Source organism: Georgenia soli (assembly GCF_002563695.1).
Classification (GTDB): Bacteria; Actinomycetota; Actinomycetes; order Actinomycetales; family Actinomycetaceae; genus Georgenia; species Georgenia soli.
In genome coordinates, this window is the sequence record NZ_PDJI01000004.1 from 2,305,910 (window position 1) to 2,332,635 (window position 26,726).

A 26,726-nucleotide genomic window follows, 5' to 3' on the forward strand; every position below is an offset into this window, starting at 1 on the left:
GAGGTCCGGTGGGCCGCTGGCGTCCCTGCGGATCAGGCGGGGAGGGGCACCTGGTCCAGCTTGGCCGGGACGGGACGGACGGCCTCGGGAGCAGCCGCCGGGGCGAAGGAGCGGAACGCCACCCCGAAGATCGCGAGCAGAGCGCCCAGCCCCATCACCAGGGCGGCCACGCCGTAGGAGACCACCGAGGTGAACAGCGAGGCGCGCAGGAACGAGGCGTTCATGACCGTGGCGCGCTGCCCCTGCAGCTCCTCGGCAAGGGCGGTGTCGCCGGCCGCCTCGGCCTCCTTCACGAGCCCGCCGAGCTCGGCGTAGGTGCGACCCTCGGTGGCGTGCAGGGCGTGCTCGTTGATGACCTGCGCCTGGGCGAAGGCGGAGAACGGGCCGTTGACGTCGTCGCCCGGGAGGAACTTGGAGTCCTCCGCGACGGTGACGTTCTCCTTGGCCAGGTTGGTGGTGATGAGGGCCCACGTCGCGCCGCCGGCGATGACGAAGAGCGCTCCTGCGATGATGGCGACCAGGCCGGTGACCTTGGCGATGCTGCTGTTCATGGTGGTTCCCCGTGTCTCTGCGGGCAGCCACCTGCTGGCTTCCCGCTCAGTTCCGAACCGGTATCGGACCGGTCCTTCTTCGTACGGGACAAACGTAGGTCCGGCATAACGGGCGAAACCGGGACAGAGGTCCCGACCTCGGCGAAGCGGAGCGAACTGGCGTCGCGAGTGCCCTGCGCCTGGGGGTCAGCCAGCGCCGTCGACCGCTGACCGCTTGCGCCCTCACCGGTACGACGGCGCACAATGGGGACGTCACCTGCCCAGGGAGGACCCCGTGCGCCACCGCACCACGCTCGCCGCCGCCGGCGGCGTCTCGCTCGCCCTGCTGCTCGGCGCCTGCTCGTCCAGCGACGTGCCGGGGGAGGTCCGTCAGTCCGCCTCTGCCGCCGTCGAGGGCCTCAGCGGCTCCGCCGACGAGGCGCGCACGGCCCTGAAGGACGCGGCGGACGAGGCCCGGTCGGCGGCCGAGGACGCCCGCAGCCAGCTGCCCAGCCTCGACCCGGACGCCCGTGCGGCCGTCGAGGACGCGGTGGACTCGGCGCAGACCGCGGTCAAGGACGCCGAGCAGGCCCTGTCCGGGGACGACGCCGCGGCGGCCAAGGAGCAGGCCCGGACCGCGCTCGAGGACGCCAAGGCGAAGCTGAACGAGGCCTCGAAGCAGGCCGACGGGAGCGTCCAGAAGGCGCTCGACGAGCTCTCCGCCAAGGTCGACGAGATGCGCTCCCGGCTCGGGCAGGGCTGAGCGCCCGACCCGACCTGGGCCGAGCGCTCAGCCGGAGCCCCGGCGCCGCCGGGAGCGTTCCGTACGTCCGCGCCTACGGGACGACGACGGCCCGCCCGCGCAGCGTGCCCGCGTGGAGCTTCTCGTACGCCTTCGGTGCGTCGTCGAGGGAGAACACCTCTGTCTCGACGGAGATCACGCCGGCACGGGCGAGGTCCAGCACCTCGAACAGCTCGGAGCGGTAGCCCCAGTACGGTGCACGCACCGAGGACTCCCAGGGCCGGTCGAGGAAGCCGGCGGGCAGCGAGCCGCTGCCCACGCCGACCATCACGTGGTCCCCGCCGACGGCCAGCATCTTGCTGCCCAGGTCCATGGTCGGCTGGATGCCGACGAAGTCGAGGACGGCGATCGCGCCGCGGCCGCCGCTGAGCCTGCGCACCTCGTCCACGGCCCCGTCGTCGGAGAGGAACGCGTGGTGCGCGCCGACCTCCGTCGCGAGGGCGAGCTTCTCCTCGTTGACGTCGAGCGCGACGACGGTCGCGGAGGTGACGGCCCGCAGGATCTGGATGCCGACGTGGCCCAGGCCCCCGGCGCCGATCGCCACGGCCACCGACCCGGGCACGAGCTTGGGCAGCGACGCCTTGATCGCGTGGTACGGCGTGAGCCCGGCGTCCGTCAGCGACACGTTGGCCACCGGGTCGAGGTCGCCCAGCGGCACCAGGTGGCGGGGGTCGTCGACGATCATGTACTCGGCCATCGCGCCGGGCGAGCCGAGCCCGGGCGGGGCGATGCCCAGCTCGCCGGCCCGGGCGCAGTAGTTCTCCCGGCCCTGCGCGCACTGGTAGCAGTGGCCGCAGCCCCACGGTCCGTAGACGGCGACGGAGGTCCCCACCTCCACGCCCTTCACGCCGTCGCCGAGCTTGTCGACGACGCCGGCCCCCTCGTGCCCGAGGGTGAGCGGCAGGCCGTAGACGTACGCCTCCTCGGGCAGGCTCATGACGAAGGCGTCCGAGTGGCACGCCCCTGCCGCGGTCACCCTCAGGCGCACCTGACCCGGCCCCGGCTCGGGAGTCTCGATCTCGACGACCTCCGGGGCGGCCCCGATGGTGCGGTACTGCAACGCCTTCATGTCCGTCCTCCTTCGTGGTCGGCTCGTGGCTGCCGACGCCTTTTCAGCATGTCAGCGTCCGATGCCGTCCGCCCGGGCAGTAGGTCCCCCGCGGGGCCGGTCCTGCTTGGGCCCCCGACCCCGCGCGGTGAGAGGATCGAGGCAGGAACCCGACCCGAGCGTGGAGGTTTGACGATGGCACTGCCCTACGACGACGACCCGAAGTTCGCCGAGTACGCCCACCCGGAACGCCTGGTGAGCACCGAGTGGCTGGCCCGGCACCTCGGGACGGAGGGGCTCGTCGTCGTCGAGAGCGACGAGGACGTGCTGCTCTACGAGACCGGCCACATCCCCGGGGCCGTCAAGGTGGACTGGCACCTCGACCTCAACGACCCCGTCGCCCGCGACTACGTCGACGGCGAGGGCTTCGCCCGGCTCATGTCCGCCAAGGGCATCACGCGCGAGAGCACCGTCGTGCTCTACGGCGACAAGAACAACTGGTGGGCGGCCTACGCCCTGTGGGTCTTCACCCTCTTCGGCCACCCCGACGTGCGGCTGCTCGACGGCGGCCGCGCCAAGTGGCAGGCCGAGGGCCGCGAGATGACCACCGAGACGCCCGTCCCCGCGCCGACCGAGTACCCGGTGGTCGAGCGCGACGACAGCCGCGTGCGCGCCTACAAGGAGGACGTGCTGGAGTTCCTGGGCGGCCAGCTCGTCGACGTCCGCTCGCTGCCGGAGTACACCGGCGAGCGCACCCACATGCCCGACTACCCGCAGGAGGCGAGCCTGCGCGGCGGCCACATCCCCGGCGCGCTGTCCGTGCCGTGGGCCCGGGCGGCGAACGAGGACGGCACCTTCAAGAACCGCGAGGAGCTCGCCGCGATCTACGAGGAGGAGCAGGGCCTCCTGCCGCAGCAGCCCGTGATCGCGTACTGCCGCATCGGCGAGCGCTCCAGCCACACCTGGTTCGTGCTCCAGCACCTGCTCGGCTTCGAGGACGTGCGCAACTACGACGGCTCGTGGACCGAGTGGGGCAACGCCGTGCGCGTGCCGATCGCCGTCGGCGAGGAGCCCGGGGAGGTGCCCGCCCGATGAGCGCACCGACCGCCGACCTGCCCGCCGGCTTCGCCGAGATCGTCGACGACTTCAACGCCGTCGCCGCGCCGGACCGCCTGCAGATGCTGCTGGAGTTCAGCCGGAACCTTCCGGCGCTGCCCGAGCGGTACGCCGACCACCCCGAGCTGCTCGAGCCCGTGCCCGAGTGCCAGTCGCCGATCTTCCTCATCGCCGAGCTCGAGGGCACCGGGGACGACGCGATCGTGCACCTGCACTTCCAGTCGCCCCGGGAGGCCCCGACCACCAGCGGGTTCGCCGGCATCCTCCACGAGGCCCTCGACGGGCTGACCGCCGCCGAGGTGCTCGCGGTGCCCGGCGACGTCTCGGACCGGCTCGGGCTCGCGCAGGCCGTCAGCCCGCTGCGGCTGCGCGGGATGGCCGGGATGCTCGGGCGGATCAAGCGGCAGGTGCGCGAGAAGTCGGCCCGCCTGACCGGACCTAGCTGAACGTCAGTCCGCCGCAGTCGTGGCAACGCTTTGGGTCCGCGCCCGGGCGCTCCTTCGGCCTTGGTCAGTCATCCCTCAGGATTCCGCCGAAACGGAGGTCGCTCACCGGTAATGTGCGGGGCATGGCCAACCCCGCGACCCTCCTGATGGAACTTTTCGAGACGTGGGCCGAACCCACTGGAAATGTCTCCGTCGCGTCTACGAGAGGACTCAATCAAGAGGGCGAGTTCACCAGCGCGGACGCCGACCATGTCAATGCGATGCGTTGGATCAGTGAGCTGAAGGACCTGATCGACGGACTGGAGCTTCAGGGCCGCAAAGTCGGGCCATATCGCCGGCACCTCGGCAACTGGACCCACATCGTGCTGAACTACCCGGGCGCTTGGCAGTCCATGAGAACTGCTGACCTGATCACTCAGCCGATGCTCGACACGCTCGTGCAACTGTCTGACGTGCTGGACTTCGCTGGTCCCTCCGTTAACGAGGAAGTGCGCGGCGCGGCTCTTGAGTTGCTCACCGAGGTGATTGCCCTCCTGGCCGAGGACGACACGCTGCCTGACGAACTCAGGGCATACGTCTACAAGGTCGTGCAGAACGCTCGGACCTGCATCGAGGAGTACGAGGTCCTCGGATCCGTTGACTTGCAGGCAGCGCTTGAACACCTTTGGGGAGCTCTCAAGGCCGCCGAAGGTCACAGCGAGGGGACGTTCCGCGAACGCTGGGCGACGATGAGTGAGCGGATCTTTACTCCAGCCGTAGCGGGCTTCCTTGGATCGGCTCCGAGCGTCGCGCTTCAGGCACTTCAGCTCACTCAGGGGGCTGGGTAAGCACTGCTTCGTTTCTCGGTCAGGTTGACCAGCAGACCCTCGACGCCGCTGTACCCCCAGCTCAGCGCGATGTTGTGCGGGCCAGTTTCGAAGACGTCTAGGACCATCAACTCGCCGCGGAGGCGCCCGAGAACGCGTCAGGCCGGGGTGACGTTGTGGTTGAGGCGGAACAGGTTCTGCGGGTCGTACCGCCGCTTCACCTCGGCCAGACGGTCCCACGTCCGTCCCGGGTAAGCGGAGCGGACCTCCTCGGCCCCGGCGCGGCCGAGGAAGTTGACGTAGGTGGCCCTGTCCAGCAGGACCGACGCCTCCTCCAGCCACGCTTCCTGCCGTGCGCGGTCCTCCGGGCCGTCGCAGAACGCGACGAGCATGAGCATCATCGGGACGTCACGGTGCACGAATGCCGTGGCGTCGGTGTCGATCCGGGCGACCGCGCCGCCGAGCACCCGCAGCTGGGCGATCCGGGGCGAGCCGGGCGTGGCGACGGCGTCGGCAAGGAGCGCCGCACCCTCGGCGCCGAACTCCCGGACGAACCCGCCCCGGGAGACGATCTCCGGCATCGGCCCCATGTCCTCCTCCTGGAAGATCTCGGGGTAGCGCATCGGACGCACGAGATCCGCGTAGGGCTCGGCGAGGGCGCGGAACGGTGCCAGCGCCTCCTCCGCCTCGTCGACTGGGCCGGTGTGCACGAGCTGCGCCATGAGCACGGGGCGGCCGTGGACCTCTGCGGGCACGAAAGGCAGCGGCGGGCACGGCATCAGGTTCGCGATCGCCGTCAGCTCGTCCGGTGCCGCCGCCACGAGGCGGGCGAACCCCTCGATGACCTCGGCCGCCGCCGGGAGCACGAGCATGCCGCCGACCACCTCGTCGACGGGGTGCAGCCGGAACGTCAGGCGGGTGACGACGCCGAAGTTCCCGCCGCCGCCCCGGACCGCCCAGAACAGGTCCGGGTCGTGCTCGGCGTCGGCCTCCAGCACGCCGCCGTCGGCGGTGACGATCTCGACGCCGAGCAGGGAGTCGATCGTCAGGCCGTACCGGCGGGTCAGGAGGCCCACCCCGCCGCCGAGCGTGATGCCCGCGACACCGACGGAGCCGGTGTCGCCGAAGCCGGTCGCCAGGCCGTGGCGCCCCGCGGCCGTGTTGTACTCACCCGCCGTCAGCCCGGGCCGGGCGGTGGCGGTGCGGTTCTCGACGTCGATCTCGAGGTCCTTCATGTCGCCCAGGTCCAGGAGGATGCCGCGCTCCGTGGTGCTGTGGCCGGCCGCGCTGTGCCCGCCGCTGCGCACAGCCAGCTCCAGCCCGCTCTCGCGTGCCGCGGCCACCGCCACCACGACGTCGGAGGTGCTCGCCGCCCGCACGATGACAGCGGGGCGGGCGTCCGGGGCGCCGTAGTGGGTGGTGCGGAGGGTCTCGTAGTCGGCGTCTCCCGGGGTGATGACCCGGCCGGTGACGCGGTCGCGGAGTCGTTCGGTGACGGTCGTGGTCGCGCTGGGGTTCATAGGAGCCTTGTCCTCGTCGTCGTGGCTGCTCTGGTGGTACCCCCGGGAGTGGTGCGCCGGCCGGCTCCGGTGCGGTGCCGTCGGTGGCGCACGCCGTCACGGTAGAGCGGCACGGGGCCGCGCGACAGGGAATTAGCGGACCTGCCGCCGACGGTCCGCCGGCGGCAGAGGCCCCGGCCTCAGCGCCCCCCGGCCTCGCGCGTCCGCCGTCGGGGGAGCGGGAACCGGTCCAGGTCCGCGGCGGCCACCACCGCCGCCTCGCCGGCCCGGGCGCGGGCCTGGTCGGCGAGGTGAGCGACGTCGGGGTAGCGGGAGGAGAAGTGGGTCAGGACCAGCCTGCCCGCCCCGGCGCCACCGGCCAGCGCTCCCGCCTGCCCCGCGGTGAGGTGCCGGTAGTCGGCCGCCAGGTCGGCGTCGTCGTCCGCGAAGGTGGACCCGGCCACGAGGAGGTCCGCACCCTCGGCGAGCTCCTCGGCCCCCGCGCACGGCGCGGTGTCCATGACGAACGCGAAGCGCTGCCCCGGTCGCGGGACGCTGACGTCGTCGAGCCGGACCGCGCCGACCCGGCCGCGTCGCTGCAGCTCGCCCACGGCCGGGCCGGAGAGCCCCGCCGCCGCCAGCCGCTCGGGGAGCAGGGTGCGGCCGTCGGGCTCGCGCAGCCGGTAGCCGTAGGTCTCGATGCGGTGGTGCAGCGGCACGACGTCCAGGCCGTCGGCGATCTCCCCGGCGGAGCCGTGCGGGTGGAGCCGGAGGTCCACGCCGCCGCCCGCGACGCCGACCAGCGCCCGCACCACCGCCTCGCCCGACGCCGGGTAGTGCAGGTGGACCGGGTGCTCGACGCCGTCGACGGCCATGCGGGAGAGCACGCCCGGCAGGCCGAAGCAGTGGTCGCCGTGGACGTGGGTGAGGCAGATGCGGGTCACCCGGGAGGACGCCACGCCCGCGTGGATCATCTGCCGCTGGGTGCCCTCGCCGGGGTCGAGGAGCAGCCCCTCGCCGTCCCAGCGCAGGAAGTACCCGTTGTGGTTGCGGGACCGGGTGGGCACCTGGGAGGCGGTCCCCAGGACGACGAGCTCACGCATGCAGCGAGTCTGTCATCCCTGAAACGGCGGTACGGCGCGATCCGGGGAACAAATCGGAACGTGCGGGCGTTGAACCGACGTAACCCAAGACAGACCTGTGGAGGTAGCCCTTTTGACCACGAGCCAGCTTGTCCCGTCCGCCGTCGAGCCCGTCGAGCCCCGTGCCGAGTCCGCAGAGCCGCGCGAGAAGGTCCGTGGAGGCTGGCTCGGCCGCCTCCTGAGCGGGCGGCGGACGGCGTACCGCAAGGTGCGCCCGCACCAGGTGCGCCGGCTGATCGAGGAGGGCGCCGTCGTCGTCGACGTGCGCGAGCCGGCCCAGTGGCGTGCGGGGCACATCAGGGGCTCGGTCAACATCCCGCTGGCCGACGTCCTGGACCGCAGCGAGGACCTGCCCGACGGGCCGATCGTCACCGTCTGCCGCTCAGGCCCGCGTTCGGCGCGTGCCGCCGAGCTCCTGGCCGCGGACGGCCACCAGACCTTCAACCTGCGCGGCGGCCTGCGCGAGTGGGACTACGCGGGGTACCCGGTCATGGACGCAGAAGGGGAGCCAGGCTTCGTCGCCTGACTCCCTGACGGGCCCGGCCCGGGCGTGATGCTCGGGCCGGGCGCGGCGCGTCACATCTGGCCGACGTCCACCGCGCCGAGCGACTCCATCCAGCCGAGCGGCTCGGTTGTGCTGCCCGGGGCGGTGTGGATCTCGAAGTGCAGGTGCGGACCGGTGGAGTTGCCGTTGTTGCCCACCCCGGCGATGACGTCGCCCGCCTTGACCTTCTGGCCGGCGGTGACCTTCAGGTCGTCCGGGTACATGTGCACGTACCAGCTCTCGAAGACCTTGCCGCCCACGTTGTGCCTGATCGAGATCAGCATGCTGGACCGGCCGTCCTTGCCCACGCCCACGTACGTCACCTCGCCGTCGGCCACGGCGTGGATCGGGGTGTCGAGCGGCGCGGCGAAGTCGACGCCCGCGTGCATGCTTCCCCAGCGGGCGCCGTACTGCGAGGTCAGCCGGAAGTCGCCGGCGGCGACGGGCATGACGACCTCGGGGCGCGGCGGCTCGGCCACGGCGACCGGCTCCGGCGCGGGCTCGGGCGCCGGTGCGGGGGCCGGAGCGGGCTTGGCCTCGGCGGCGGGCCCCGCCGGCTTGTCCTCGGGCAGGGCCTCGCGGACCTTCACGCGGGAGGCGCGCTCGAGCTCGGTCCTGCGGTCGTCGGCGGCCCGGTCCGCCACGAGGGCGTCCGACGACGTGCCCTCCTTCGCGGCGGCGGCGAAGCCGGCGTCGAGCGCCTGCAGCGCGTCGCTGCTGACCGGCGTGGCCTTGGCGGCGACGGCGTCGGCGTCGTCGGTGCTCACGGCGACGACGGGGGTGGCCAGCGTCAGGACGCCCAGGACTCCCAGGGCGGAGGCGCGGAGGATTCGGCCACGCCGCGAGAGCGGCTTCGTCTCGGCGCGGTGCGCCCCGCGGGTGCGCTCGGTGCCGGGTGCTGAGACGGTGATGACCTGGGTGTCGGTGCAGTCTGCGGTGCTGGGGGTGTAACGCTCAGTCAAGAAAAGCTCTCCGGGAGATCTGCCGGCCGGGTGTGCGCGGAGGAGACCGCGGGAGACCCATGGACCGGGGGCTCAGGCGTGGCGCCGGGAGCAGGCCCCGACGGGATTGTCACGGAAGAGTAACGGCCGGAGTTTTCGCCGTCCTATGAGCGCAGTCACGATGTGGCTGAACTCACGCTCCACCTGGCGTGCGGGAACACTTGCGTGTGGTATATCGGACGGGTTCTGCCGGGTCTGGCTGGGGGACTCCTGCGCCTAGGACGACATCGCCCGGCGCACCAGCTCCACGGCCTCCGCCTGGTTCAGGCCGAGGGCCTGCACCGTCGCGGCGTAGGTCCTCGCCGCGGCGTGCGCCGCGCGGCCGGAGTCGTCGTCGGCCACGAAAGTCCCTGCCCGCCCGCGACCCTGCAGGAGACCGTCCGCCTCGAGCGTCCGGTAGGCGTGGGCGACCGTGTTGGCCGCGATGCCTAGGTCCTCGGCGAGCCGTCTCACCGGTGGCAGCCGGTCTCCCGGACGGAGCTCGCCGGAGCTGATCTGCGCGGTGATCCGCTGGCGCAGTTGCTCGAACGGCGGCACGGCGGACGTCGGGTCGACCTCCAGCATCACGGTCCTCCTCGTCTGGGTCAGGCTGGTCAGGCACGGCCTGTCACTCGTGGCTCGCGGGCTCCTCGGCCTCGCCGGCCGCGTGCCGCGCCAGCACGAACAGGAGGTCCGAGAGCCGGTTGAGGTAGATCAGCGCCGGCTCGGCGACGGCGCGCCCGGCCTCACGGGCGCCGACGGCGTGACGCTCCGCGCGGCGTACGACCGTCCGTGCGTGGTCGAGCGCCGCGCTCGTCGTCGTGGCGCCCGGGACGACGAAGACGGGACGCAGCGGCCGCTCGGTCACGAGGTCGTCGATGAGCCGCTCGAGAGCCGCCACCATCTCCGTGGTCACCCGTGACACGCCGTCGACCAGGCGCCGGCGCCGCTCGGGATGGGTGGCCAGGTCCGCGCCCACGACGAACAGCTCGCGCTGCAGCCGCAGGATCCGGTCGGCCAGGGCGGCGTCGGCGCAGCCCGCGCGTGCCACGCCCAGCACCGCGACCGCCTCGTCCACGTCCCCGTACGCGTCCACGAGGACGTCGCCCTTGGAGGCCCGACCGCCGAAGAAGAGGCCGGTCGTGCCGTCGTCGCCGGTGCCGGTGTAGATGCGCGTCACCCGGGAAGCATCCCACCGGCCGCCTCGTGGGGGACAATGCGGGGGACAGAACAACTTCACACCGTCCCGAAACCAGGAGAAGCCGGTCCAAGTCCGGCGCTGACCCGCAACCGTAGGTCGCCGAGAGGCGGCGAGCCGGAGCACCTGGCCGGGACGTCTGGCTCCACCCGTCGCGGTCTGCGGGCGAGCTCGGGTCCGGGCGCGTGCGCACCGGGCGCGGGCCTGCGCGCAGGCCCCCGCCCGAGAGGTCTGCATGAACTCCGCCCCGTCCCCCCGGTCCTCCCTCGCCGCGCTCCGGCGGCCGGCGCCCCTCGGGCGTGCCGCTGCGCTCGCCGTCGCGCCGGTCGTGCTCGCCGCCGGGCTCCTGGCCCCAGCCCTGCCGGCCCGGGCGGCCGGCGCCGAGGCGGAGCCCGTCGTGACGGGCCAGGCCTGCACCCAGGACGACGGTGTCACCGTGGTCGTCGACCTGAGCGACCTCGGCGAGGACGTCCGCGTCGGCTGCGCGACGGGTGACCCGGCCAGCGGGCGCGAGGCGCTGGAGAAGGCGGGCTTCACCACCACCGACTCCGTGCCCGGCATGATCTGCGCGATCGACAACCTCCCCGACCCCTGCCCCGAGGAGTTCGACGGCCGATACTGGGCCTACTTCTCCGCCGAGTCGGACGGGGCGTGGACGGCGCAGACCGAGGGTGCCGACACCGCCGACCCGGCGCCCGGCGCGTTCGAGGGGTGGCGCTACAACGACGGCAGCACGGGCCCCGGCGTCGAGCCCGCCGAGCTCGTCGCCGCCGGGACCGCCGACGTGGTGATGGAGGAGGACGCCCCGGCCGCCGAGGCGAACCAGGCCGCCGAGAGCGAGGGCGGGCCGTCCACCGGGACGGTGGCCGCCCTGGGGGCCGCTGTTGTCGCGGTGGCGGTCGCCGTGGTGCTCCTGCGCCGCCGCGGGGGCGGGCGGGCGTGATCCCGTGACGAGCGGGCCTGAGGGCGGCGCGACGGCACAGCGAGGTCACGCTGTACCGGCCCGTGCCGGGCACACGGGCACCCACGCCCGGCAGCCCGCGCGTGCCGCGCACGTGAGCGCTCGCGCCCCGCACGGTAGCGCTCGCGCCGGCCGGTCGGCCGTCGACGCCGGGCAGGCGAGCACCACCGCCCGCCCGGCCGGCGGCCGGCTCCACCCGCTCGGCTGGTGGGCGTGGGCCGGCGGCATCGCCGTCGCGCTGACCCGCACCACGAACCCGGTGGTGGTGCTCCTGCTGCTCGCCACCGTCGTCCTCGTCGTCGCGGTGCACCGGGACGACTCCCCGTGGGGCCGCGCCTTCAGCGCCTACCTCGTGCTGGGTGGCGTGGTCATCGCCGTCCGGGTGCTCTTCTACGTGCTGGTCGGTGTCGACGACGCCAGCGCCGTGGTGCTCGACCTGCCCGGCGTGCCGCTGCCGGACCTGCTCGTGGGCGTCGAGCTGCTCGGGCCGGTCCACCTCGCCGGCCTGCTCGGTGCCCTGTACGGCGGGCTGCGCCTCGCGGCCCTCATCGTCACGTTCGGGGCGGCGAACGCCCTGGCCAACCCCAAGCGCGCGCTGCGCTGCCTGCCCGCCTCCCTGCACCACCTGGGCACCGCCGTCGTCATCGCCGTGACCGTCACCCCGCAGCTCGCCGCGGCCGTCGCCCGGGTGCGCCGTGCGCAGCGCCTGCGCGGCCTCGAGGCGCGCGGGACCCGCGCCGCGGCCGCCCGCCTGGTCCCCGTCCTGCAGGACGCCCTCGACCACGCCCTCGCGCTCGCGGCCTCCATGGACTCGCGCGGCTACGCCCGCACCACCACCCCGGGCGGTGACCGCCGGGTCGGGGCGGCGCTCGTCGTCGCCCTCCTGGCCGGGGTGCTGGGTACGTACGGCCTGCTCGACGGCGCGACGCCGGACTGGGCCGGACTCGCCCTGCTCGCCGCCGGGGCCGCCGTCGCCGTCCTCGCCTCTTCCCTTGCCGGCCGTCGGGTGCGCCGCACGCGGTACCGGCCCGACCCGTGGCGTGCCGAGGAGTGGGCGGTCGCCGGGTGCGGGGCCCTCGCGGCCGCCGCTGTCCTCGTGGCCGGCGCGCTCGACCCGGCCGCGGTGTCGGCCCCGCTGAGCCCGCCCGCCTGGCCCGAGCTGCCCCCGCTGGCGGCCCTGGCCGCCGTCGTCGCCGCCGTGCCCGCCGTCGTACGACCGAGGAGCGTGCGGTGATCCGTTTCGAGAACCTCTCCGTCACCTACGCCGGTGCCGCCGCACCCGTGCTGCGCGACGTCGACGCCCACGTCGAGGAGGGCGAGCTCTGCCTCGTCGTCGGGCCCACCGGCTCGGGGAAGTCGACCCTGCTGGGGGCGGCCGCCGGGCGTGTCCCGCACTTCACCGGCGGGGAGGTCGCGGGCCGGGTGCTGGTGGAGGGCCGCGACACCCGCGACCACCTTCCCCGGGACCTCGCCGACGTCGTCGGCATCGTCGCGCAGGACCCGCTGGCCGGGTTCGTCACCGACACCGTGGAGGAGGAGCTCGCGTTCGGCATGGAGCAGATCGGCGTGGACCCGGCGCTCATGCGCAAGCGGGTCGAGGAGGTCCTGGACCTGCTCGGCCTCGCCGGACTGCGCGACCGCGCCCTCGCCGACCTGTCCGGGGGTGAGCAGCAGCGGGTGGCGATCGGCGCGGTGCTCACCGCGCAGCCGCGCGTGCTGGTGCTCGACGAGCCCACCTCCGCCCTCGACCCCGCCGCCGCGGAGGACGTCCTCGCCGCCCTCGCCCGCCTCGTCCACGACGTCGGCATCACCGTGCTGCTGGCCGAGCACCGCCTGGAGCGGGTGGTCCAGTTCGCCGACCGGGTCATCGCCCTGGGCGACGACGGGACCGTCGTCTCGGGCCCGCCCGCGCAGGTCCTGGCCGGGTCCGCCGTCGCCCCGCCCGTGGTGGAGCTCGGCCGGCTGGCCGGCTGGGACCCGCTGCCGCTATCGGTGCGCGACGCCCGGCGCCTGGCGGCACCGCTGCGCGAGCGCCTCCTGGCAGCGCCGCAGCGGCACGCCCCCGAGCGTCCGACGGCGGAGGCGAAGCAACCCCTGTCCGGGCGTCCGACGGCGACGGCGAAGCAACCCCTGTCCGAGCGCCGAGAACGCCCTAAGTGGTCGTTCGCGGTGGCAGACGAGCACTTAGGGCGTTCTCGGCGTGCGGCCGACGACGAAGGTCGCACGGCCAGGTCGGCGGAGGCGCCGGCCACACTGACGGCCCGCGGTCTGGCGGTGCGGCACGGTGCCGTCGACGCGGTGCGTGGGGCGGACCTGACGCTTCACGCCGGCGAGATCGTCGCGCTCATGGGCCGCAACGGGTCAGGGAAGTCCTCCCTCCTGTGGGCGCTGCAGGGTCAGGGTCCGCGCAGCGCGGGCATCGTCCACCTCGCCGGCCCGGACGCCGACCCGGCCACCCTCACGCCGGCCGCCGCCCGGCGCCACGTCGCGCTGGTGCCCCAGTCGCCGTCGGACCTGCTCTACCTGCCCACGGTCGGGCAGGAGTGCGCGGCGGCGGACGAGCAGGTGGGCGCCCCGGCGGGCACCACGCGGGACGTCCTCCACGCCCTCGCCCCGGGCGTGCCCGGCGATGCGCACCCGCGGGACCTCTCCGAGGGGCAACGCCTGGCGCTGGCGCTGGCGATCCAGCTCGCCGGCCGGCCCATGGTGCTGCTGCTCGACGAGCCCACCCGCGGGCTGGACTACACGGGCAAGGCCCGCCTCGCCGACCTCCTGCGCACCCTGCGCTCCGGTGGCCGCACCGTGCTGCTGGCCACCCACGATGTCGAGTTCGTGGCCGGCTGCGCCGACCGGGTCGTGCTCCTCGCGGGCGGTGACCTGGTGGCCGACGCCCCGGCCCGTAGCGTGTTGCACGACTCGGCGACGTTCTCCCCGCAGGTCGCCAAGATCCTCCGCCCGGTCGACGTGCTGACGGTCGCCGACGTGCGCGACCTGCTCGTCCGGGACGTCGCCGGAGGGTCCGGGCGCGATCGCGGTGGTCCCGGCGAACTGGACCACCGTGGTGATCCAGGTGCCCCGGGCACCGCTCGCGACCCGCGCGCCCCGGGCACCGCTCGCGATCCGGGCGCACCGCGTGACCACTCGCTCGGCGGAGGTGCGCTGTGACGGACCAACGGTCGAGGCAGGTCCACCTGATGGCACCGGACGGCGTCAGCACCGCCGTGCCGCTGAGCCGCCGCATGGTCGTGGCGCTCGTGCTCGCCTCGACGCTCGGCCTGCTCGCCTTCGGGTGGCCGCTCGTGGTGGAGCCGGGGGCCGCGCTCGCGGACGGCACCAGCGCCCCGCTGGTTCTCGGCGTCGTCCTGGCGGCCGCGCTCGTTGTGCTGTTCGTCGGCCTCGGCGACGGCGGGATCGACGTCAAGGCCGTCGCGATGCTCGGGCTGCTCTCCGCCGTGGGGGCGGTGCTGCGGCCCGTGGCCGGCGGGACAGGCGGCGTCGAGACGGTCTTCCTCGTCATCGTCCTCGGCGCGCGGGTGTTCGGGCCGGGCTTCGGCTTCGTCCTCGGCTCCACCACGCTGCTCGCCTCCGCCCTGCTGACGGGTGGGGTCGGGCCGTGGCTGCCGTTCCAGATGCTCGGGGCCGCGTGGGTCGGTCTCGGCGCGGGCCTGCTGCCCGGGCGGCTGCGCGGGTGGGGCGAGGTCGTGGCGCTGGCCGGCTACGGGGCGGTGGCGTCGCTGGCGTACGGGTGGGCGATGAACCTGTCCTTCTGGCCGTTCCAGCTCGGTGCTGGCACGGCGATCTCGTTCGTGCCGGGCGACCCGGTCGGCGCGAACCTAAGCCGGTTCGTCGTGTACTCGCTCACGACGTCCCTCGCCTGGGACCTGGGCCGGGCGCTGACGACGGCGGTGGGGGTCGCCCTGCTGGGCAGGCCCGTGCTCGCCACCCTTCGCCGCGCGGCCGTGCGGGCGTCTTTCCGCTGAAGCCGTACCTTCCAACTCGAGCGCACCGCGTCGCTCGACCGGAGCCGCGCTGGCGTCGCTCGACTGGAGCCGTATCGGTGCGCGCGACTGAAGCCGTACCAGCGTCGTTCTGGCGAACCAGGCGGGGGCGGGCGCGCTGCCGCTGAGCGGGGCGTGGACGGGTGAAGGCGATCTGTGGCTGCCCGCCGGGGCCCAACGGTGAGGATTCGATGCTCATCGAATCCTCACCATTGTGGTTCCGGGTCGACAGACCTCTGTCGCGGACAGGCCTCGGACCTTTGGCCCTCGCGGCCGCCGAACCGCCCGCGTTAACGTCGACGCAGGTGGCTCTGCTCATGGACGAGACGAGCGCATGGATGTCGCCCGGGCGGCATGGGGCGACGGCGCCTGATGGGAGGTGTCCCGTGACCTCAGCTCTCAGATCTGTCCCGGCCCGCTCTGTCCCGGCCCGCCGAACGCTGCGTGAGTTCACCGCCCGAAGGGGCGAGTTGTTCGCGGTGCTGGTCAGCCTGGCGTACATCGTTCCTCTGCTGGCCCTGACGCTCCTCGCGCCGCAGGCCGCAAGCGTCACAGCATCGGCGAACGCCCTCATGCTCGGAGGCCTGGCGTGGAGGGTCCTGTTCCCTGCGGCCCTGCTGACGGCGTTGGGGTGGTGGCGGGTCACCGGCTTCACCACCCGTTCTACCTGGCGGAGCCTCGTTCCTCTCCTGCCGCTGATCGTGGTCTACGCGGGTTCGATGGTCCTGCTACCGGTATGGCTGGGCGTGGCGAGTCACAGCCTCGGATACTTCGCGCTGGTCGCGCTCAGCTCACTTGCGGTGGGTTTCGGCGACGAGGCCGTCTTCCGCGGGGCGGTGCTGCAGGCGCTGCTGCCGCGCGCGACCCTGCGGGCCGTGCTCCTCTCGTCGGTCCTGTGGGGCGCGCAGTACCTCGGCGTCATGGCCGCAGGCGTCGACCCCGCCCTCGTCGGACTTCAGGCGCTGCACATGGTCGGTATGGGCATCGCCTTCGCAGCCGCCGTCGTGGTGACCGGCACGATCTGGCCCCTGGTCCTCATCGATGCTGTGACGCAGACGGCAACTCTTCCCGTGCCTGGGGGCACTTCCACACCGGACATCTTCACCGTTGTGGTCGAGCTGGTGATGGGCACGCTCGCCGCCGCCTACGGCATCTGGCTGCTGCACCGGCACCGGCACGTGCACCGGCACCGGCACGCCGGCCGCTCCGCCGAGGACGGCGACCCAGCCTGAGGGACCAGCGGTTCGGACTCGCCACGCTGCGTCCAGGAGCCGCGGTGCCGCGTGGAGCGGCGTGTCGTCGCGGCTTTCCGGCCCCTGCACAGGCGCCCGCGCCACGCCCGGGGCCAAGGTCCCAACCTTCAGATTGACCCCAACATATGGTGGCGCCTGCGAATTACAAGCACTACATGTTGTGATGACAACGAGTCACCACAGGTTCACAATGGGTACTGGACAACACCCGGTGCCCGGACCGCCGCAGCACCGCCCGAAGGAGCAGAGCATGACCGTCACCCCGGCCAGCAAGAAGAGCGGAACCGCCCGCACGAAGCGGCGTGGCCTCACGATCCCCCGCGTGTTCTCCACGGCCGGCACCCACCCCTACGACGAGGTGGAGTGGGAGCGCCGCGACGTCGTGCAGACCAACTGGCGCACGGGTGAGACGGTCTTCGAGCAGAAGGGCGTCGAGTTCCCGTCCACCTGGTCGGTCAACGCCACCACGATCGTCACCACCAAGTACTTCCGGGGCGCGCTGGGCACCGAGGCCCGCGAGCAGAGCCTGAAGCAGGTCATCGACCGCGTCGTGCGCACCTACACCGCCGCCGGCAAGGAGAACGGGTACTTCGCCACGGACGCCGACGCCCAGGTGTTCTCCGACGAGCTCACCTGGCTGCTCCTGCACCAGGTGTTCGCGTTCAACTCGCCGGTGTGGTTCAACGTCGGCACGGAGTCGCCGCAGCAGGTCTCGGCCTGCTTCATCCTGTCGGTCGACGACACGATGGACTCGATCCTGAACTGGTACCGCGAGGAGGGCCTGATCTTCAAGGGCGGCTCCGGCGCCGGCCTGAACCTCTCACGGATCCGTTCCTCGAAGGAGCTGCTCTCCTCGGGCGGCAACGCCTCCGGGCCGGTCTCCTTCATGCGCGGCGCCGACGCCTCCGCCGGCACCATCAAGTCCGGTGGCGCGACCCGCCGCGCCGCCAAGATGGTCGTCCTCGACGTCGACCACCCGGACATCGAGGAGTTCGTCGAGACCAAGGCGCGCGAGGAGGACAAGATCCGCGCCCTGCGGGCGGCGGGGTTCGACATGGACCTCGGCGGCCGGGACATCACCTCGGTCCAGTACCAGAACGCCAACAACTCGGTGCGCGTCAGCGACGAGTTCATGCGCGCCGTCGAGGCCGGCGGCACGTTCGGCCTCAAGGCCCGCCAGGACGGCCGTGTCATCGAGACCGTCGACGCCAAGGACCTCTTCCGCAAGATCGCCAAGGCCGCCTGGGAGTGCGCCGACCCCGGGCTGCAGTACGACGACACCATCAACGACTGGCACACCTCCCCGGAGTCGGGGCGCATCACCGCCTCGAACCCCTGCAGCGAGTACCTGCACCTGGACAACTCCTCGTGCAACCTCGCCTCGCTCAACCTCATGAAGTTCCTCCGCGACGACGACACCTTCGACGTCGAGCGGTTCGTCGCCGCCGTCGAGCTCGTCATCACCGCGATGGACATCTCCATCTGCTTCGCCGACTTCCCGACCGAGGCGATCGCCGAGACGACCCGCGCCTACCGCCAGCTGGGCATCGGCTACGCCAACCTCGGGGCCCTGCTCATGGCCACCGGCCACGGCTACGACTCCGACGGCGGACGCTCCCTCGCGGCGTCGATCACCTCCCTGATGACGGCGTCGGCGTACCGGCGCTCCGCCGAGCTCGCCGCTGCCCTCGGCGCCTACGACGGCTACGCCCGCAACGCCGCCGGCCACCAGCGGGTGATGCGCAAGCACGCCGCCGCCAACGACGACCTGCGCACGGTCAACACCATGGACGCCGCCATCCACGCCGCGGCGAGCCGGGAGTGGCAGGCCGGCAACACCCTCGGCACGGAGCACGGGTGGCGCAACGCGCAGGCCTCGCTGCTCGCCCCCACCGGGACCATCGGCTTCATGATGGACTGCGACACCACCGGCATCGAGCCCGACTTCTCCCTCGTGAAGTTCAAGAAGCTCGTGGGCGGCGGGTCGATGCAGATCGTCAACAACACCGTCCCGCGCGCGCTGCGCCGCTTCGGCTACACCGAGGAGACGATCGAGGCGATCGTCGAGCACATCGCCGAGCACGGCCACGTCGTCGACGCCCCGGGCCTGCGGCCCGAGCACTACGAGGTGTTCGACACCGCCATGGGCGTGCGCTCCATCGCCCCCATGGGGCACGTGAACATGATGGCCGCCGTCCAGCCGTTCCTCTCCGGCGCCATCTCCAAGACCGTCAACCTGCCCGAGTCGGCGACCGTCGAGGACATCGAGCAGGTCTACCTCGAGGGGTGGAAGCTCGGCCTGAAGGCGCTCGCCGTCTACCGCGACAACTGCAAGGTCGGCCAGCCTCTCTCCACCGGGAAGTCGGCGCAGGGCACGGCCGACGCCGGAGCCGCGGCTGCGTCGTCGGCCCAGGCGAGCTCCGGGGCTCCCGCCGTCGCCCCGCAGCCGGCCACGGACGGCCCGCCGCGCGCGGCGCGCAAGCGCCTGCCCAAGCAGCGGCCGTCGGTCACGACGTCCTTCATGGTGGGCGGCGCGGAGGGGTACCTCACCGCCGGCTCCTACCCCGACGACGGACTGGGCGAGATCTTCCTGCGCCTGGGCAAGCAGGGCTCGACCCTGGCCGGCGTGATGGACGCGTTCTCGATCGCGATCTCGATCGGCCTGCAGCACGGCGTGCCGCTGGAGATCTTCGTGCAGAAGTTCACGAACCTGCGCTTCGAGCCGGCCGGTATGACGGACGATCCCGACGTCCGGATGGCGCAGTCGATCATGGACTACGTCTTCCGCCGTCTGGCGCTGGACCACCTGCCGTTCGAGACCCGCTCCGAGATGGGCATCTTCACGACGGCCGAGCGGGCCCGGTACGCCGAGACCGGCTCGTACGCGCCGGCCGAGGACGACCTGGCGGACCTCAACGAGCTCATGGACGAGGACGGCGCCGACGGATCCGGGACGCCCTCGCCGACGGCTGGTGCCGCGGGTGCGGCTGCCACGGCTGCGCCGTCGTCCGCCGGCACCACGCCCGCGGAGCCGGCGCCCGCCCCGACGCCGCCGGCCCGGCCGCACTCGTCCGCCGAGCTCCTCGAGCTGCAGCAGGGTCAGCGCGCCGACGCCCCGCTGTGCATGTCGTGCGGCATCAAGATGCGTCCCTCGGGCTCGTGCTACGTGTGCGAGGGCTGCGGGTCGACCAGCGGCTGCAGCTGAGTCGCAGGGGGTAGGGGCCGGGCCGCAGCACCACTGCTGCGGCCCGGCCTCCCGCTGTTCCCGCAAGTCAGGGCGCCCTCACGCGTGGCACGACTTTCCCGCTCGGCGCACCTCAGCACGCGCCCGGGCCGCCGTGCGACACTCGAACCGCGACGAGGCGGGAGGCCGGTGTGCGCGCGGACCAGCTCGAAGAGCTCTCGAGGGACGAGTGCCTGCGACTGCTGCGCGAGGGCGCAGTGGGCTGGGTCGCCTTCCCCGACGACGACGGCGGCGCCGCCCTCGTGCCGGTGAACTACGTGCTGCACCGGGACGAGCTGGTCGTGACGACCGCCTACGGCAGCAAGCTCGCGGCCGCCGCCCAGGACCGGGTGATGTCCTTCGGCATCGGTGAGTTCGACGTCCGGGCGCGGTCCGGATGGTCCGTCGTCGTCCATGGCAGCTCCCGCCTGGTGGGTGACGACCTGGTCAACCCGGACCTCCCGCCGATCGACTCGTGGGCGGTGCGCGGCAGCGGGGTCCGGATCGCCATCGAGCTCGGCCGGGTCTCCGGCCGGCGCGTCTCGGCAGACTCGCCCGCGGGTGACTCCGAGATCTGACCGCAGCCCGCGCGATGTCCGACGCCAGAACCTCACCGGTCGGCGGCCGTGGAGGGCCCCCGGTGAGCCGGCCTCAGCTCCCCGCGACGACCGAGCGGTACAGCTGCTCGTACCGGGCCGCCCGGTCCGTGTAGTACTGCGCCCGGGAGGGCACGGGCTCGTACGTGGGGCCGACGTCGACGGGCCTCCGCTCGACCCCCGGGGCCAGCGTGTCGAGCGCGAGCAGGGCCGTGCCGTGCAGGGTGGAGCGCTTGATCGTCACCGGGACGACGGGGGCTCCGAGCGCGTCGGCGAGGACCTGGAGCCACGTCGGCAGGTCCTGCGTCACCCGGCCGCTGGCCAGGATCTGCTGCGTCTGGCCGGCCACCTGCTGCAGCTGGGCGGCGACCCGGGCGTAGGACAGCGCCACGCCCTCCATCGTCCCGCGGTAGAGCATGGACGCGGTGGTGCCCGCGGAGACGTCGGCGAGGAGCGCCCGGGCGTCGGCGGCCCAGCCGGTGGAACGTTCGCCGGAGAAGTACGGCAGCACGGTCGGGGTGCTCGGGTCCGGCTCGGCGGCGAGGAGGGCCCCGACGTCGACGCCGTCGAGGCGGACGTTCGCCTCCAGCCAGGAGGCCGCGCGCCCCACGTCGTTCAGCGCACCGCCGAGCAGCGAGCGGGTCGCGTCCACGCGGTAGCACCACAGGCCCGGGGGAAGCTCGTCCGGCAGGTCGGAGACGAGAACGCGCATGGCGCCGCTGGTGGCGGCGGCGGCAGCGACGGTCGCCGGGTTGTCGGCACCCGCCCCGAGGTTCGAGGCGAGCCCGTCGGTGATGACCGGGAACCAGCGGGCGCCGCGCAGGGCCTTCCACCGGGACTCCGCCTCCAGCGGCCGGTCCGGGTCGCGGACCTCGGACAGCTGCTCGACGGCGACGCCGCTCACCTCGAGCATGCCGGCGTCCCACTGGCCCGTGCGCCGGTCGAGCAGCCCGGTCCACGCGGCGGTCGAGGTGCCGACGGCGGTCGTGCCCAGGATCCGCTGGTACACGTACTCGCCGAGGGACATCCACCGCTCGACGGACGCGAAGGTCGACGGCGCCGTCTCGCGCAGCCACCGGAACCTGGCCGGCAGGTAGCTCGAGTGCAGCCGCGTCCCCGTCCGCCACCGCACCTCCTGCTCGTCGAGCTCCGCCCGCAGGGCGTTCACCTGCGCCGCGCACCGTGAGTCGGCGTAGGTGAAGCAGGGGGTGACCGCGCGCCCGTCCGCCCCCACGCCGACGAGCGAGGAGGCGAAGGTGTCCAGCGAGACGCCGGCGATCCGACCCTTCAGCTCGCTGCGGGCGAGCGTGGTGACGATCTCCTCCACCTCGTCGACCACCTGGTCGGGGTCGATGGTCGAGGTGCCGTCCGTCCCGGTGGTGAACTGGTGAGGAACCTTGTGCCGGTGCTGCAGCACCGGCCGGCCGGCGGCGTCGTAGAGCCCGCCACGGCTGGCGGTGGAACCGACGTCGAGGGCGAGGACGAGCGGGTCGAGGGCTTCGGCGAGCGGAACGCGGAAGTCGGACATCGCACTCTTTCTCTGCGGAGGTGGACCGATGCTACTGGCGCCCCTCCGCCGGCGCCGCCGCGAGAGACGGGCCCCGGTCCGCCGACGGGCCTCGCCGACGTCGTCGGCGTTCGCGGAGCGTCTCGTCGTCGCTGGTCCACGTGGGCGCGTCCATGAGCGCACATGACGGCCGAACCGACACGCGGGAACGATGTGCCGGGAAACACTTGCCTCCGACCGGCAGATATGCCGTAGGCTCGTGCCACAAGTTGCAGTGCACTCAAGTTTGTTCGGCCCCGGCCGCCTGTCGGGTTGCTTTTCCTTCATGGAGCAGACGAAGAACACCGTGACACACGGCTCCCAACCGGGGGGCCGTCTCACTGCTCGGAAGGAGCAACCATGGCTACCGGAACTGTTAAGTGGTTCAACGCCGAAAAGGGCTACGGCTTCATCGCCCCCGACGACGGCTCGGCCGACGTCTTCGCCCACTACTCGGCGATCCAGTCCTCGGGCTACCGCTCGCTCGAGGAGAACCAGAAGGTCGAGTTCGACGTCACCCAGGGCCCCAAGGGCCCGCAGGCGGAGAACATCCGCCCGCTCTGATCTCAGAGCGAGGGTGCCGGGCTCGCCCGGTCAACTCTTCTGGGCGCCTCAGGGCGTCCTGACGCAGGGCCCCGGCACCGTCATGCGGTGCCGGGGCCTTCGTGCGTCCGGACCTGCTCGCGGCGGCGTCGCCGCCCGGGGCCGGTCCCGGGCAGACGCCGAGGAGAGCGCTCCTGATCGTGCCGGTCTCAGGTCGGGGGCAACGGCTCGTCGGCCGCCGTCTCGCCCGACTCCTCACGCAGCCGGGGCGTCGTCGTCCGGCCGGTAATCCCGGTCTTGCCGTCGTAGAAGGCGCGGATGCGATCCATGTCGGCCGTGACGTCGCCGGTGAGCGTCAGCGTGGGGCCCAGCCCCGTCGTCATGGTGCTGCGGTCGACGTACCCGAGCGTCACCGGCATCCCGGTGGCCCGGGCGATGCGGTAGAAGCCGGACTTCCAGTACGGCGAGGCGCTGCGGGTGCCCTCCGGGGTGATCACCAGGTAGAAGCGCTCGCCCGCCGTGACCCGCGAGACCAGCTCGTCCACGAGCCCGGCGGGGTTCGTGCGGTCCACGGGGATGCCGCCCAGCGCCCGCATCAGCGGACCGAAGGGCTTCTTGAACAGGGTGTGCTTGCCCAGGTACTTCACCTGGACGCCCGCGCGCCAGCTGATCGCCAGCATGAGCGCGAAGTCCCAGTTCGAGGTGTGCGGGGCGCCCACGAGGATGCCGGCGCCGTCCTTGGGGAGCGGCTCGGAGCGGTAGGTCCAGCGGCTCAGCGCCCAGTAGGCGCCCGCGGCGGCGCGACGGATGATCACGAGCCGAAGGCTACGGCAGCGTCGGTGACACTCGGACCAGGAACGCCGGGCGCGGTCACCCGGCGGCCGCCCGGCCCGCCTGCCGGCCCGAGAACAGGCACCCGCCGAGGAACGTGCCCTCGAGCGAGCGGTACCCGTGCATGCCGCCCCCACCGAAACCGGCGGCCTCACCGGCGGCGAACAGGCCGGGCACGGGTGCGCCGTCGGCCCGGAGGATGCGGCCGTCCAGGTCGGTCTCGATGCCGCCGAGCGTCTTGCGCGTGAGCACGTGGAGGCGCACCGCGATCAACGGGCCGGCGTCGGGGTCGAGCAGGCGGTGCGGCGGCGCCACCCTCACGAGACGGTCGCCCGGATAGGCGCGCGCCGCCCGCACCGCGGTCACCTGGAGGTCCTTCGAGTACTCGTTGGCCATCTCCCGGTCCCGGGCGCGCACCTCGCGCTCCACCTGCGCCACGTCCAGCAGCGGCTCGGGGGTGAGGGCGTTCATGCCCGCGACGAGCTCGCCGAGGGTGTCCGCGACGACGAAGTCCTCACCCCGCTCCTTGAACGCCTCCACCGGACCGGGTGCGCCGGGGCCGAGCCGCTGGGCCAGCAGGCGCAGGTTCCGGCCCGTCAGGTCGGGGTTCTGCTCCGACCCCGAGAGGGCGAACTCCTTCTCGATGATGCGCTGCGTCAGGACGAACCAGCTGTGGTCGTGCCCCGTCCCGCGCAGGTGGGCCAGCGTGCCGAGGGTGTCGAAACCGGGGAAGTTCGGGACCGGCAGACGGTTGCCCAGCGCGTCCAGCCACAGCGACGACGGCCCCGGCAGGATGCGGATGCCGTGCGACGGCCAGACGGGGGAGTGGTTCGTGATGCCCTCGGTGTAGTGCCACATGCGGTCGCGGTTGACCAGGTTCGCCCCGGCGTCGGCGGCGATGTCGAGCATCCGCCCGTCCACGTACGCCGGCACCCCGGTGAGCATGTGCGCGGGCGGGCTGCCGAGCCGCGCGGGCCAGTACCGGCGCACCAGCTCCGGGTTGGCGCCGATGCCGCCGGAGGTCACCACGACCGCCGCCGCGCGAAGCTCGAACTCCCCGACGGCGGTGCGCGAGGAGGCCACGCCCCGCGCGGTGGTGGACGGCTCGAGGACCGTGCCGGCGACGCCGTCCACCACGCCGTCCGTCGTCGTGAGCCGGTCCACGCGATGACGCGGGGCCAGCGTCACGAGGCCCTCGTCGACGGCGGCGCGCACCCGCCGCACGAACGGTTCGAGCAGGCCCGGGCCCGTGCCCCACACGATGTGGAAGCGGGGGACGGAGTTGCCCGGCCCGGTGGCGCCGTGCCCGCCCCGCTCCGCCCAGCCGACGACGGGGAAGAACCGCACGCCCAGCCCGTGCAGCCAGGCACGCTTCTCGCCGGCGGCGAACTCCACGTACGCCCGCGCCCAGCGGCGCGGCCAGGTGTCCTCGCGCTCCCGGTCGAACCCGGCGGTGCCCTCCCAGTCCTGCCACGCCAGGTCGAGCGAGTCGCGGACGCCCAGGCGCCGCTGCTCGGGCGAGTCGACGAGGAACAGCCCGCCGAAGGACCAGTACGCCTGCCCGCCGATGTTCGCGGTGGACTCCTGGTCCACCAGCACCACGCGGCGGCCCGCGGCCACGAGCTCGCAGGTGGTGACCAGTCCGGCCAGCCCCGCTCCGACGACGACGGCGTCCGCGTCCATGCGGCCCCCTCCCCGGTCGCCCGCCCTCGGGCGACCTCCGCGCGACAGAAGGTTAGGGGAGACCGTCCGCTCCGTCGTCGTCCTGGCACGGCGTGGGGGCGCTCGCCTGCCCCGTCGCGTCCCGGCCGCCCGCGCCCACCTGGCGGACGGGGTTTTGGTCCACGTCACACCTTGCGGACAGGATGAGGACGCAGCAGCCGGCAGACGGAGGAGAACGATGGACCAGCCCCAGGTGACGCTCGACGACGGGACGACGATGCCGCAGCTCGGGCTCGGCGTCTTCCAGGTCCCGCCGGAGGACACCGAGCAGGTGGTCGCACACGGTCTGGCCGCCGGGTACCGCAGCATCGACACCGCCGCCCGGTACGAGAACGAGCCGGGCGTCGGCGCGGCGCTGAAGGCCGCGGGCGTCGCGCGCGAGGAGGTGTTCGTGACGACGAAGCTCGCCAACCCGGACCAGGGCTACGAGTCCGCCCTCGCCGCCTTCGACGCCAGCGCCGAGAAGCTCGGCCTCGACGTCGTCGACCTGTACCTCATCCACTGGCCCTGCCCCGGGCGCGGCGAGGCCCTGAACAGCTGGCGCGCGATGGAGGAGCTGCGGGCGGCGGGCCGCATCCGCTCGATCGGGGTCTCGAACTTCCTGCCGCACCACCTCACCGAGCTGCTCGAGGCCGGCGAGGTCAGGCCGGTGGTGAACCAGATCGAGGTGCACCCGTACCACCAGCAGAAGGAGCTGCGCGCGTTCAACGCCGAGCACGGCATCCTCACCGAGGCCTACAGCCCCCTGGGGCAGGGGGCGGTCCTGGGCGACCCCGTCATCACCGGGATCGCGGAGCGGCTCGGGCGCACCCCCGCCCAGGTGGTGCTGCGCTGGCACCTGCAGCTCGGGAACGTCGTGATCCCCAAGTCGGTGACGCCGTCACGCATGGCGGAGAACCTCGACGTCCTGGACTTCGAGCTGTCGACCGACGACATGGTGGCGATCGAAGGACTGGACCGCGGCCGGCGCATCGGCTTCCACCCGGACTTCTTCAACGGCTTCCCCGAGGACTTCGAGGAGGGCTCGTCGGCACGGACGGGTGTGGCGTCCGTGCGCTGACGATGCGGCTCGGCGAGAAGTTGACGCCTCGCGGAGGACTTGACGTCTCGCGGAGGACTTGACGTGTCGCGGAGGACTTGACGTCTCGTCGAGGGGGAGGGCTGCTGGACGGGTTGGCGGGTAGGTTCTGGGCATGAGCGACACCGGCTACGGCGACTTCGAGTTCGAGCGTAAGTTCCTCGTCCGCGCGCTGCCGGACTCGGTCCTGCGCGAGCCGGACCCGGTCCTCATCGTCCAGAGCTACTACCTCGCCGCCGAGGGGTACGCCCTGCGGGTCCGCCTGCAGGCCCCGGCGCCGCGGGTGCCCGTGCCCGCCGCCGTCGACGAAGACACGCTCCTCGACGAGCTGGCGGGCACGTTCACCTTCTGCGCGCTCACCGCCAAGGGGCCGTACGTGGGCGGCACACGGTACGAGGCGGAGCGGGAGCTCGACGTGTCCGTGGGGCTGGGGATGGTGCGCCTCGGTGGCGCCAAGGTGATCAAGTACCGCCACTCGGTGTGGCTGGGCACCGACGGCTGGGTGCTCGACTCGTTCCTCGGGCGCAACGCCCCGCTCATCGTCGCCGAGTGCGAACGGGGCGGGCCGGTCACGGATCTGACGATCCCCGACTTCTGCGTCACCGAGCTGACCGGCGACCCCCGTTTCACCAACGACAGCCTGGCCACGGACCCGTACAGCGGCTGGGCCGAGAGGTACGAGCGCGAGCTCGAGCAGCACGGCCCCCGGTTCCTGCAGGAGTTCGGCCGGAACGAGCTCGGGACCTCCTGACCGGTTGCACGTGGCGGGTTCACGCCCGTCCGGCAGCCTTCGTACCTGGGTGGGTTCACGCCCGCCCGGCTGGTTCCCTCCCGCGGACCGGTCGGCCGGCGCTCGGCGCGGGC

The 26,726-nt window shown here is 73.0% G+C and carries 25 protein-coding genes; 15 read left to right on the top strand and 10 right to left on the bottom strand.

Features of this window, described 5'->3' with window-relative positions:
• Positions 1–32: 32 nt before the first annotated feature.
• Positions 33–551: an aromatic ring-opening dioxygenase LigA gene (locus ATJ97_RS11720; protein ID WP_211287188.1), complete on the bottom strand. Its 519-nt coding sequence runs from the start codon at positions 549–551 to the stop codon at positions 33–35.
• 274 nt (positions 552–825) lie between these two features.
• On the opposite strand from ATJ97_RS11720, the gene ATJ97_RS11725 reads away from it, so the two are divergent.
• The gene (locus tag ATJ97_RS11725; RefSeq protein ID WP_098483895.1) at positions 826–1,293 is read left to right on the top strand and encodes a hypothetical protein; all 468 of its coding nucleotides are present in this window, start codon (positions 826–828) and stop codon (positions 1,291–1,293) included.
• Positions 1,294–1,366: 73 nt separating this feature from the next.
• On the opposite strand, the gene ATJ97_RS11730 is transcribed toward ATJ97_RS11725, so the two are convergent.
• Positions 1,367–2,401, bottom strand: a complete 1,035-nt coding sequence (locus tag ATJ97_RS11730; RefSeq protein ID WP_098483896.1) for an NAD(P)-dependent alcohol dehydrogenase — start codon at positions 2,399–2,401, stop codon at positions 1,367–1,369.
• A gap of 174 nt (positions 2,402–2,575) precedes the next feature.
• Here ATJ97_RS11730 and ATJ97_RS11735 point away from each other — a divergent pair, with 174 nt between their 5' ends.
• The 3 genes from ATJ97_RS11735 (at position 2,576) to ATJ97_RS11745 (ending at position 4,769) form a co-directional block, all read left to right on the top strand.
• Complete coding sequence (locus ATJ97_RS11735; RefSeq protein ID WP_098483897.1) at positions 2,576–3,475, top strand: sulfurtransferase; 900 nt, start codon at positions 2,576–2,578, stop codon at positions 3,473–3,475.
• The gene (locus tag ATJ97_RS11740) at positions 3,472–3,942 is read left to right on the top strand and encodes a SufE family protein (RefSeq protein WP_098483898.1); all 471 of its coding nucleotides are present in this window, start codon (positions 3,472–3,474) and stop codon (positions 3,940–3,942) included. Before ATJ97_RS11735 ends, ATJ97_RS11740 begins: the two co-directional genes overlap by 4 nt.
• Positions 3,943–4,064: 122 nt before the next feature.
• Complete coding sequence (locus ATJ97_RS11745) at positions 4,065–4,769, top strand: hypothetical protein (protein ID WP_098483899.1); 705 nt, start codon at positions 4,065–4,067, stop codon at positions 4,767–4,769.
• Between the two features lie 137 nt (positions 4,770–4,906).
• Here the strand turns inward: ATJ97_RS11745 and ATJ97_RS11750 are convergent, their stop codons facing one another.
• Together ATJ97_RS11750 and ATJ97_RS11755 are read right to left on the bottom strand one after the other, a co-directional pair.
• On the bottom strand, positions 4,907–6,268 hold the full coding sequence (locus ATJ97_RS11750; RefSeq protein WP_098483900.1) for an FAD-binding oxidoreductase: 1,362 nt from the start codon (positions 6,266–6,268) through the stop codon (positions 4,907–4,909).
• A gap of 179 nt (positions 6,269–6,447) precedes the next feature.
• Positions 6,448–7,350 (bottom strand): ribonuclease Z, encoded by a 903-nt coding sequence (locus ATJ97_RS11755; RefSeq protein WP_098483901.1) that lies wholly within the window; start codon positions 7,348–7,350, stop codon positions 6,448–6,450.
• A gap of 112 nt (positions 7,351–7,462) precedes the next feature.
• Here ATJ97_RS11755 and ATJ97_RS11760 point away from each other — a divergent pair, with 112 nt between their 5' ends.
• Entirely contained in the window at positions 7,463–7,915 is a 453-nt protein-coding gene (locus tag ATJ97_RS11760; RefSeq protein WP_098483902.1) for a rhodanese-like domain-containing protein, read from the top strand.
• 50 nt (positions 7,916–7,965) lie between these two features.
• Here the strand turns inward: ATJ97_RS11760 and ATJ97_RS11765 are convergent, their stop codons facing one another.
• The 3 genes from ATJ97_RS11765 to ATJ97_RS11775 form a co-directional block, all read right to left on the bottom strand.
• Positions 7,966–8,895, bottom strand: coding sequence for a M23 family metallopeptidase (locus ATJ97_RS11765; RefSeq protein WP_098483903.1), 930 nt, complete (start codon positions 8,893–8,895; stop codon positions 7,966–7,968).
• A gap of 255 nt (positions 8,896–9,150) precedes the next feature.
• The gene (locus ATJ97_RS11770; protein ID WP_098483904.1) at positions 9,151–9,498 is read right to left on the bottom strand and encodes a GntR family transcriptional regulator; all 348 of its coding nucleotides are present in this window, start codon (positions 9,496–9,498) and stop codon (positions 9,151–9,153) included.
• 43 nt (positions 9,499–9,541) lie between these two features.
• Positions 9,542–10,093, bottom strand: a complete 552-nt coding sequence (locus ATJ97_RS11775; RefSeq protein WP_211287189.1) for a cob(I)yrinic acid a,c-diamide adenosyltransferase — start codon at positions 10,091–10,093, stop codon at positions 9,542–9,544.
• A gap of 253 nt (positions 10,094–10,346) precedes the next feature.
• Here ATJ97_RS11775 and ATJ97_RS11780 point away from each other — a divergent pair, with 253 nt between their 5' ends.
• The 7 genes from ATJ97_RS11780 (at position 10,347) to ATJ97_RS11810 (ending at position 20,124) form a co-directional block, all read left to right on the top strand.
• On the top strand, positions 10,347–11,054 hold the full coding sequence (locus ATJ97_RS11780; RefSeq protein WP_098483906.1) for a hypothetical protein: 708 nt from the start codon (positions 10,347–10,349) through the stop codon (positions 11,052–11,054).
• Between the two features lie 112 nt (positions 11,055–11,166).
• Complete coding sequence (locus tag ATJ97_RS11785) at positions 11,167–12,306, top strand: CbiQ family ECF transporter T component (RefSeq protein ID WP_098483907.1); 1,140 nt, start codon at positions 11,167–11,169, stop codon at positions 12,304–12,306.
• Complete coding sequence (locus ATJ97_RS11790; RefSeq protein ID WP_098483908.1) at positions 12,303–14,237, top strand: ABC transporter ATP-binding protein; 1,935 nt, start codon at positions 12,303–12,305, stop codon at positions 14,235–14,237. Before ATJ97_RS11785 ends, ATJ97_RS11790 begins: the two co-directional genes overlap by 4 nt.
• A gap of 29 nt (positions 14,238–14,266) precedes the next feature.
• A complete protein-coding gene (locus tag ATJ97_RS11795) occupies positions 14,267–15,052 on the top strand; it encodes an ECF transporter S component (protein ID WP_098483909.1) in 786 nt (261 codons plus the stop codon).
• Between the two features lie 497 nt (positions 15,053–15,549).
• Positions 15,550–16,302, top strand: coding sequence for a CPBP family intramembrane glutamic endopeptidase (locus tag ATJ97_RS11800; RefSeq protein ID WP_245862846.1), 753 nt, complete (start codon positions 15,550–15,552; stop codon positions 16,300–16,302).
• A 271-nt stretch (positions 16,303–16,573) separates the two neighbouring features.
• Complete coding sequence (locus ATJ97_RS11805; RefSeq protein ID WP_098483911.1) at positions 16,574–19,528, top strand: vitamin B12-dependent ribonucleotide reductase; 2,955 nt, start codon at positions 16,574–16,576, stop codon at positions 19,526–19,528.
• Positions 19,529–19,698: 170 nt separating this feature from the next.
• Positions 19,699–20,124 (top strand): pyridoxamine 5'-phosphate oxidase family protein, encoded by a 426-nt coding sequence (locus ATJ97_RS11810; protein WP_098483912.1) that lies wholly within the window; start codon positions 19,699–19,701, stop codon positions 20,122–20,124.
• A 73-nt stretch (positions 20,125–20,197) separates the two neighbouring features.
• Here ATJ97_RS11810 and ATJ97_RS11815 read toward each other — a convergent pair whose 3' ends face one another.
• Complete coding sequence (locus ATJ97_RS11815; protein WP_098483913.1) at positions 20,198–21,670, bottom strand: gluconokinase; 1,473 nt, start codon at positions 21,668–21,670, stop codon at positions 20,198–20,200.
• Positions 21,671–22,048: 378 nt separating this feature from the next.
• Here ATJ97_RS11815 and cspE point away from each other — a divergent pair, with 378 nt between their 5' ends.
• On the top strand, positions 22,049–22,252 hold the full coding sequence (gene cspE / locus ATJ97_RS11820) for a transcription antiterminator/RNA stability regulator CspE (RefSeq protein WP_043497473.1): 204 nt from the start codon (positions 22,049–22,051) through the stop codon (positions 22,250–22,252).
• Positions 22,253–22,440: 188 nt separating this feature from the next.
• Here the strand turns inward: cspE and ATJ97_RS11825 are convergent, their stop codons facing one another.
• Together ATJ97_RS11825 and ATJ97_RS11830 are read right to left on the bottom strand one after the other, a co-directional pair.
• Entirely contained in the window at positions 22,441–23,043 is a 603-nt protein-coding gene (locus tag ATJ97_RS11825) for a 1-acyl-sn-glycerol-3-phosphate acyltransferase (RefSeq protein WP_098485419.1), read from the bottom strand.
• Between the two features lie 58 nt (positions 23,044–23,101).
• A complete protein-coding gene (locus ATJ97_RS11830) occupies positions 23,102–24,745 on the bottom strand; it encodes an FAD-binding dehydrogenase (RefSeq protein ID WP_098483914.1) in 1,644 nt (547 codons plus the stop codon).
• Between the two features lie 217 nt (positions 24,746–24,962).
• Between ATJ97_RS11830 and ATJ97_RS11835 the strand changes: the two genes are divergently transcribed.
• A complete protein-coding gene (locus ATJ97_RS11835; RefSeq protein ID WP_098483915.1) occupies positions 24,963–25,844 on the top strand; it encodes an aldo/keto reductase in 882 nt (293 codons plus the stop codon).
• 133 nt (positions 25,845–25,977) lie between these two features.
• Positions 25,978–26,613: a CYTH domain-containing protein gene (locus ATJ97_RS11840; RefSeq protein ID WP_098483916.1), complete on the top strand. Its 636-nt coding sequence runs from the start codon at positions 25,978–25,980 to the stop codon at positions 26,611–26,613.
• The last annotated feature ends 113 nt before the right edge of the window (positions 26,614–26,726 follow it).

Excerpts from the sequence above, each read along its gene's own strand:
- ATJ97_RS11720 (WP_211287188.1), bottom strand. The coding sequence starts at position 551 with ATGAACAGCAGCATCGCCAAGGTCACCGGCCTGGTCGCCATCATCGCA.
- ATJ97_RS11730 (WP_098483896.1), bottom strand. The coding sequence starts at position 2,401 with ATGAAGGCGTTGCAGTACCGCACCATCGGGGCCGCCCCGGAGGTCGTC.
- ATJ97_RS11735 (WP_098483897.1), top strand. The coding sequence starts at position 2,576 with ATGGCACTGCCCTACGACGACGACCCGAAGTTCGCCGAGTACGCCCAC.
- ATJ97_RS11740 (WP_098483898.1), top strand. The coding sequence starts at position 3,472 with ATGAGCGCACCGACCGCCGACCTGCCCGCCGGCTTCGCCGAGATCGTC.
- ATJ97_RS11745 (WP_098483899.1), top strand. The coding sequence starts at position 4,065 with ATGGCCAACCCCGCGACCCTCCTGATGGAACTTTTCGAGACGTGGGCC.
- ATJ97_RS11750 (WP_098483900.1), bottom strand. The coding sequence starts at position 6,268 with ATGAACCCCAGCGCGACCACGACCGTCACCGAACGACTCCGCGACCGC.
- ATJ97_RS11755 (WP_098483901.1), bottom strand. The coding sequence starts at position 7,350 with ATGCGTGAGCTCGTCGTCCTGGGGACCGCCTCCCAGGTGCCCACCCGG.
- ATJ97_RS11770 (WP_098483904.1), bottom strand. The coding sequence starts at position 9,498 with ATGCTGGAGGTCGACCCGACGTCCGCCGTGCCGCCGTTCGAGCAACTG.
- ATJ97_RS11780 (WP_098483906.1), top strand. The coding sequence starts at position 10,347 with ATGAACTCCGCCCCGTCCCCCCGGTCCTCCCTCGCCGCGCTCCGGCGG.
- ATJ97_RS11795 (WP_098483909.1), top strand. The coding sequence starts at position 14,267 with ATGGCACCGGACGGCGTCAGCACCGCCGTGCCGCTGAGCCGCCGCATG.
- ATJ97_RS11805 (WP_098483911.1), top strand. The coding sequence starts at position 16,574 with ATGACCGTCACCCCGGCCAGCAAGAAGAGCGGAACCGCCCGCACGAAG.
- ATJ97_RS11815 (WP_098483913.1), bottom strand. The coding sequence starts at position 21,670 with ATGTCCGACTTCCGCGTTCCGCTCGCCGAAGCCCTCGACCCGCTCGTC.
- cspE (WP_043497473.1), top strand. The coding sequence starts at position 22,049 with ATGGCTACCGGAACTGTTAAGTGGTTCAACGCCGAAAAGGGCTACGGC.
- ATJ97_RS11830 (WP_098483914.1), bottom strand. The coding sequence starts at position 24,745 with ATGGACGCGGACGCCGTCGTCGTCGGAGCGGGGCTGGCCGGACTGGTC.
- ATJ97_RS11835 (WP_098483915.1), top strand. The coding sequence starts at position 24,963 with ATGGACCAGCCCCAGGTGACGCTCGACGACGGGACGACGATGCCGCAG.
- ATJ97_RS11840 (WP_098483916.1), top strand. The coding sequence starts at position 25,978 with ATGAGCGACACCGGCTACGGCGACTTCGAGTTCGAGCGTAAGTTCCTC.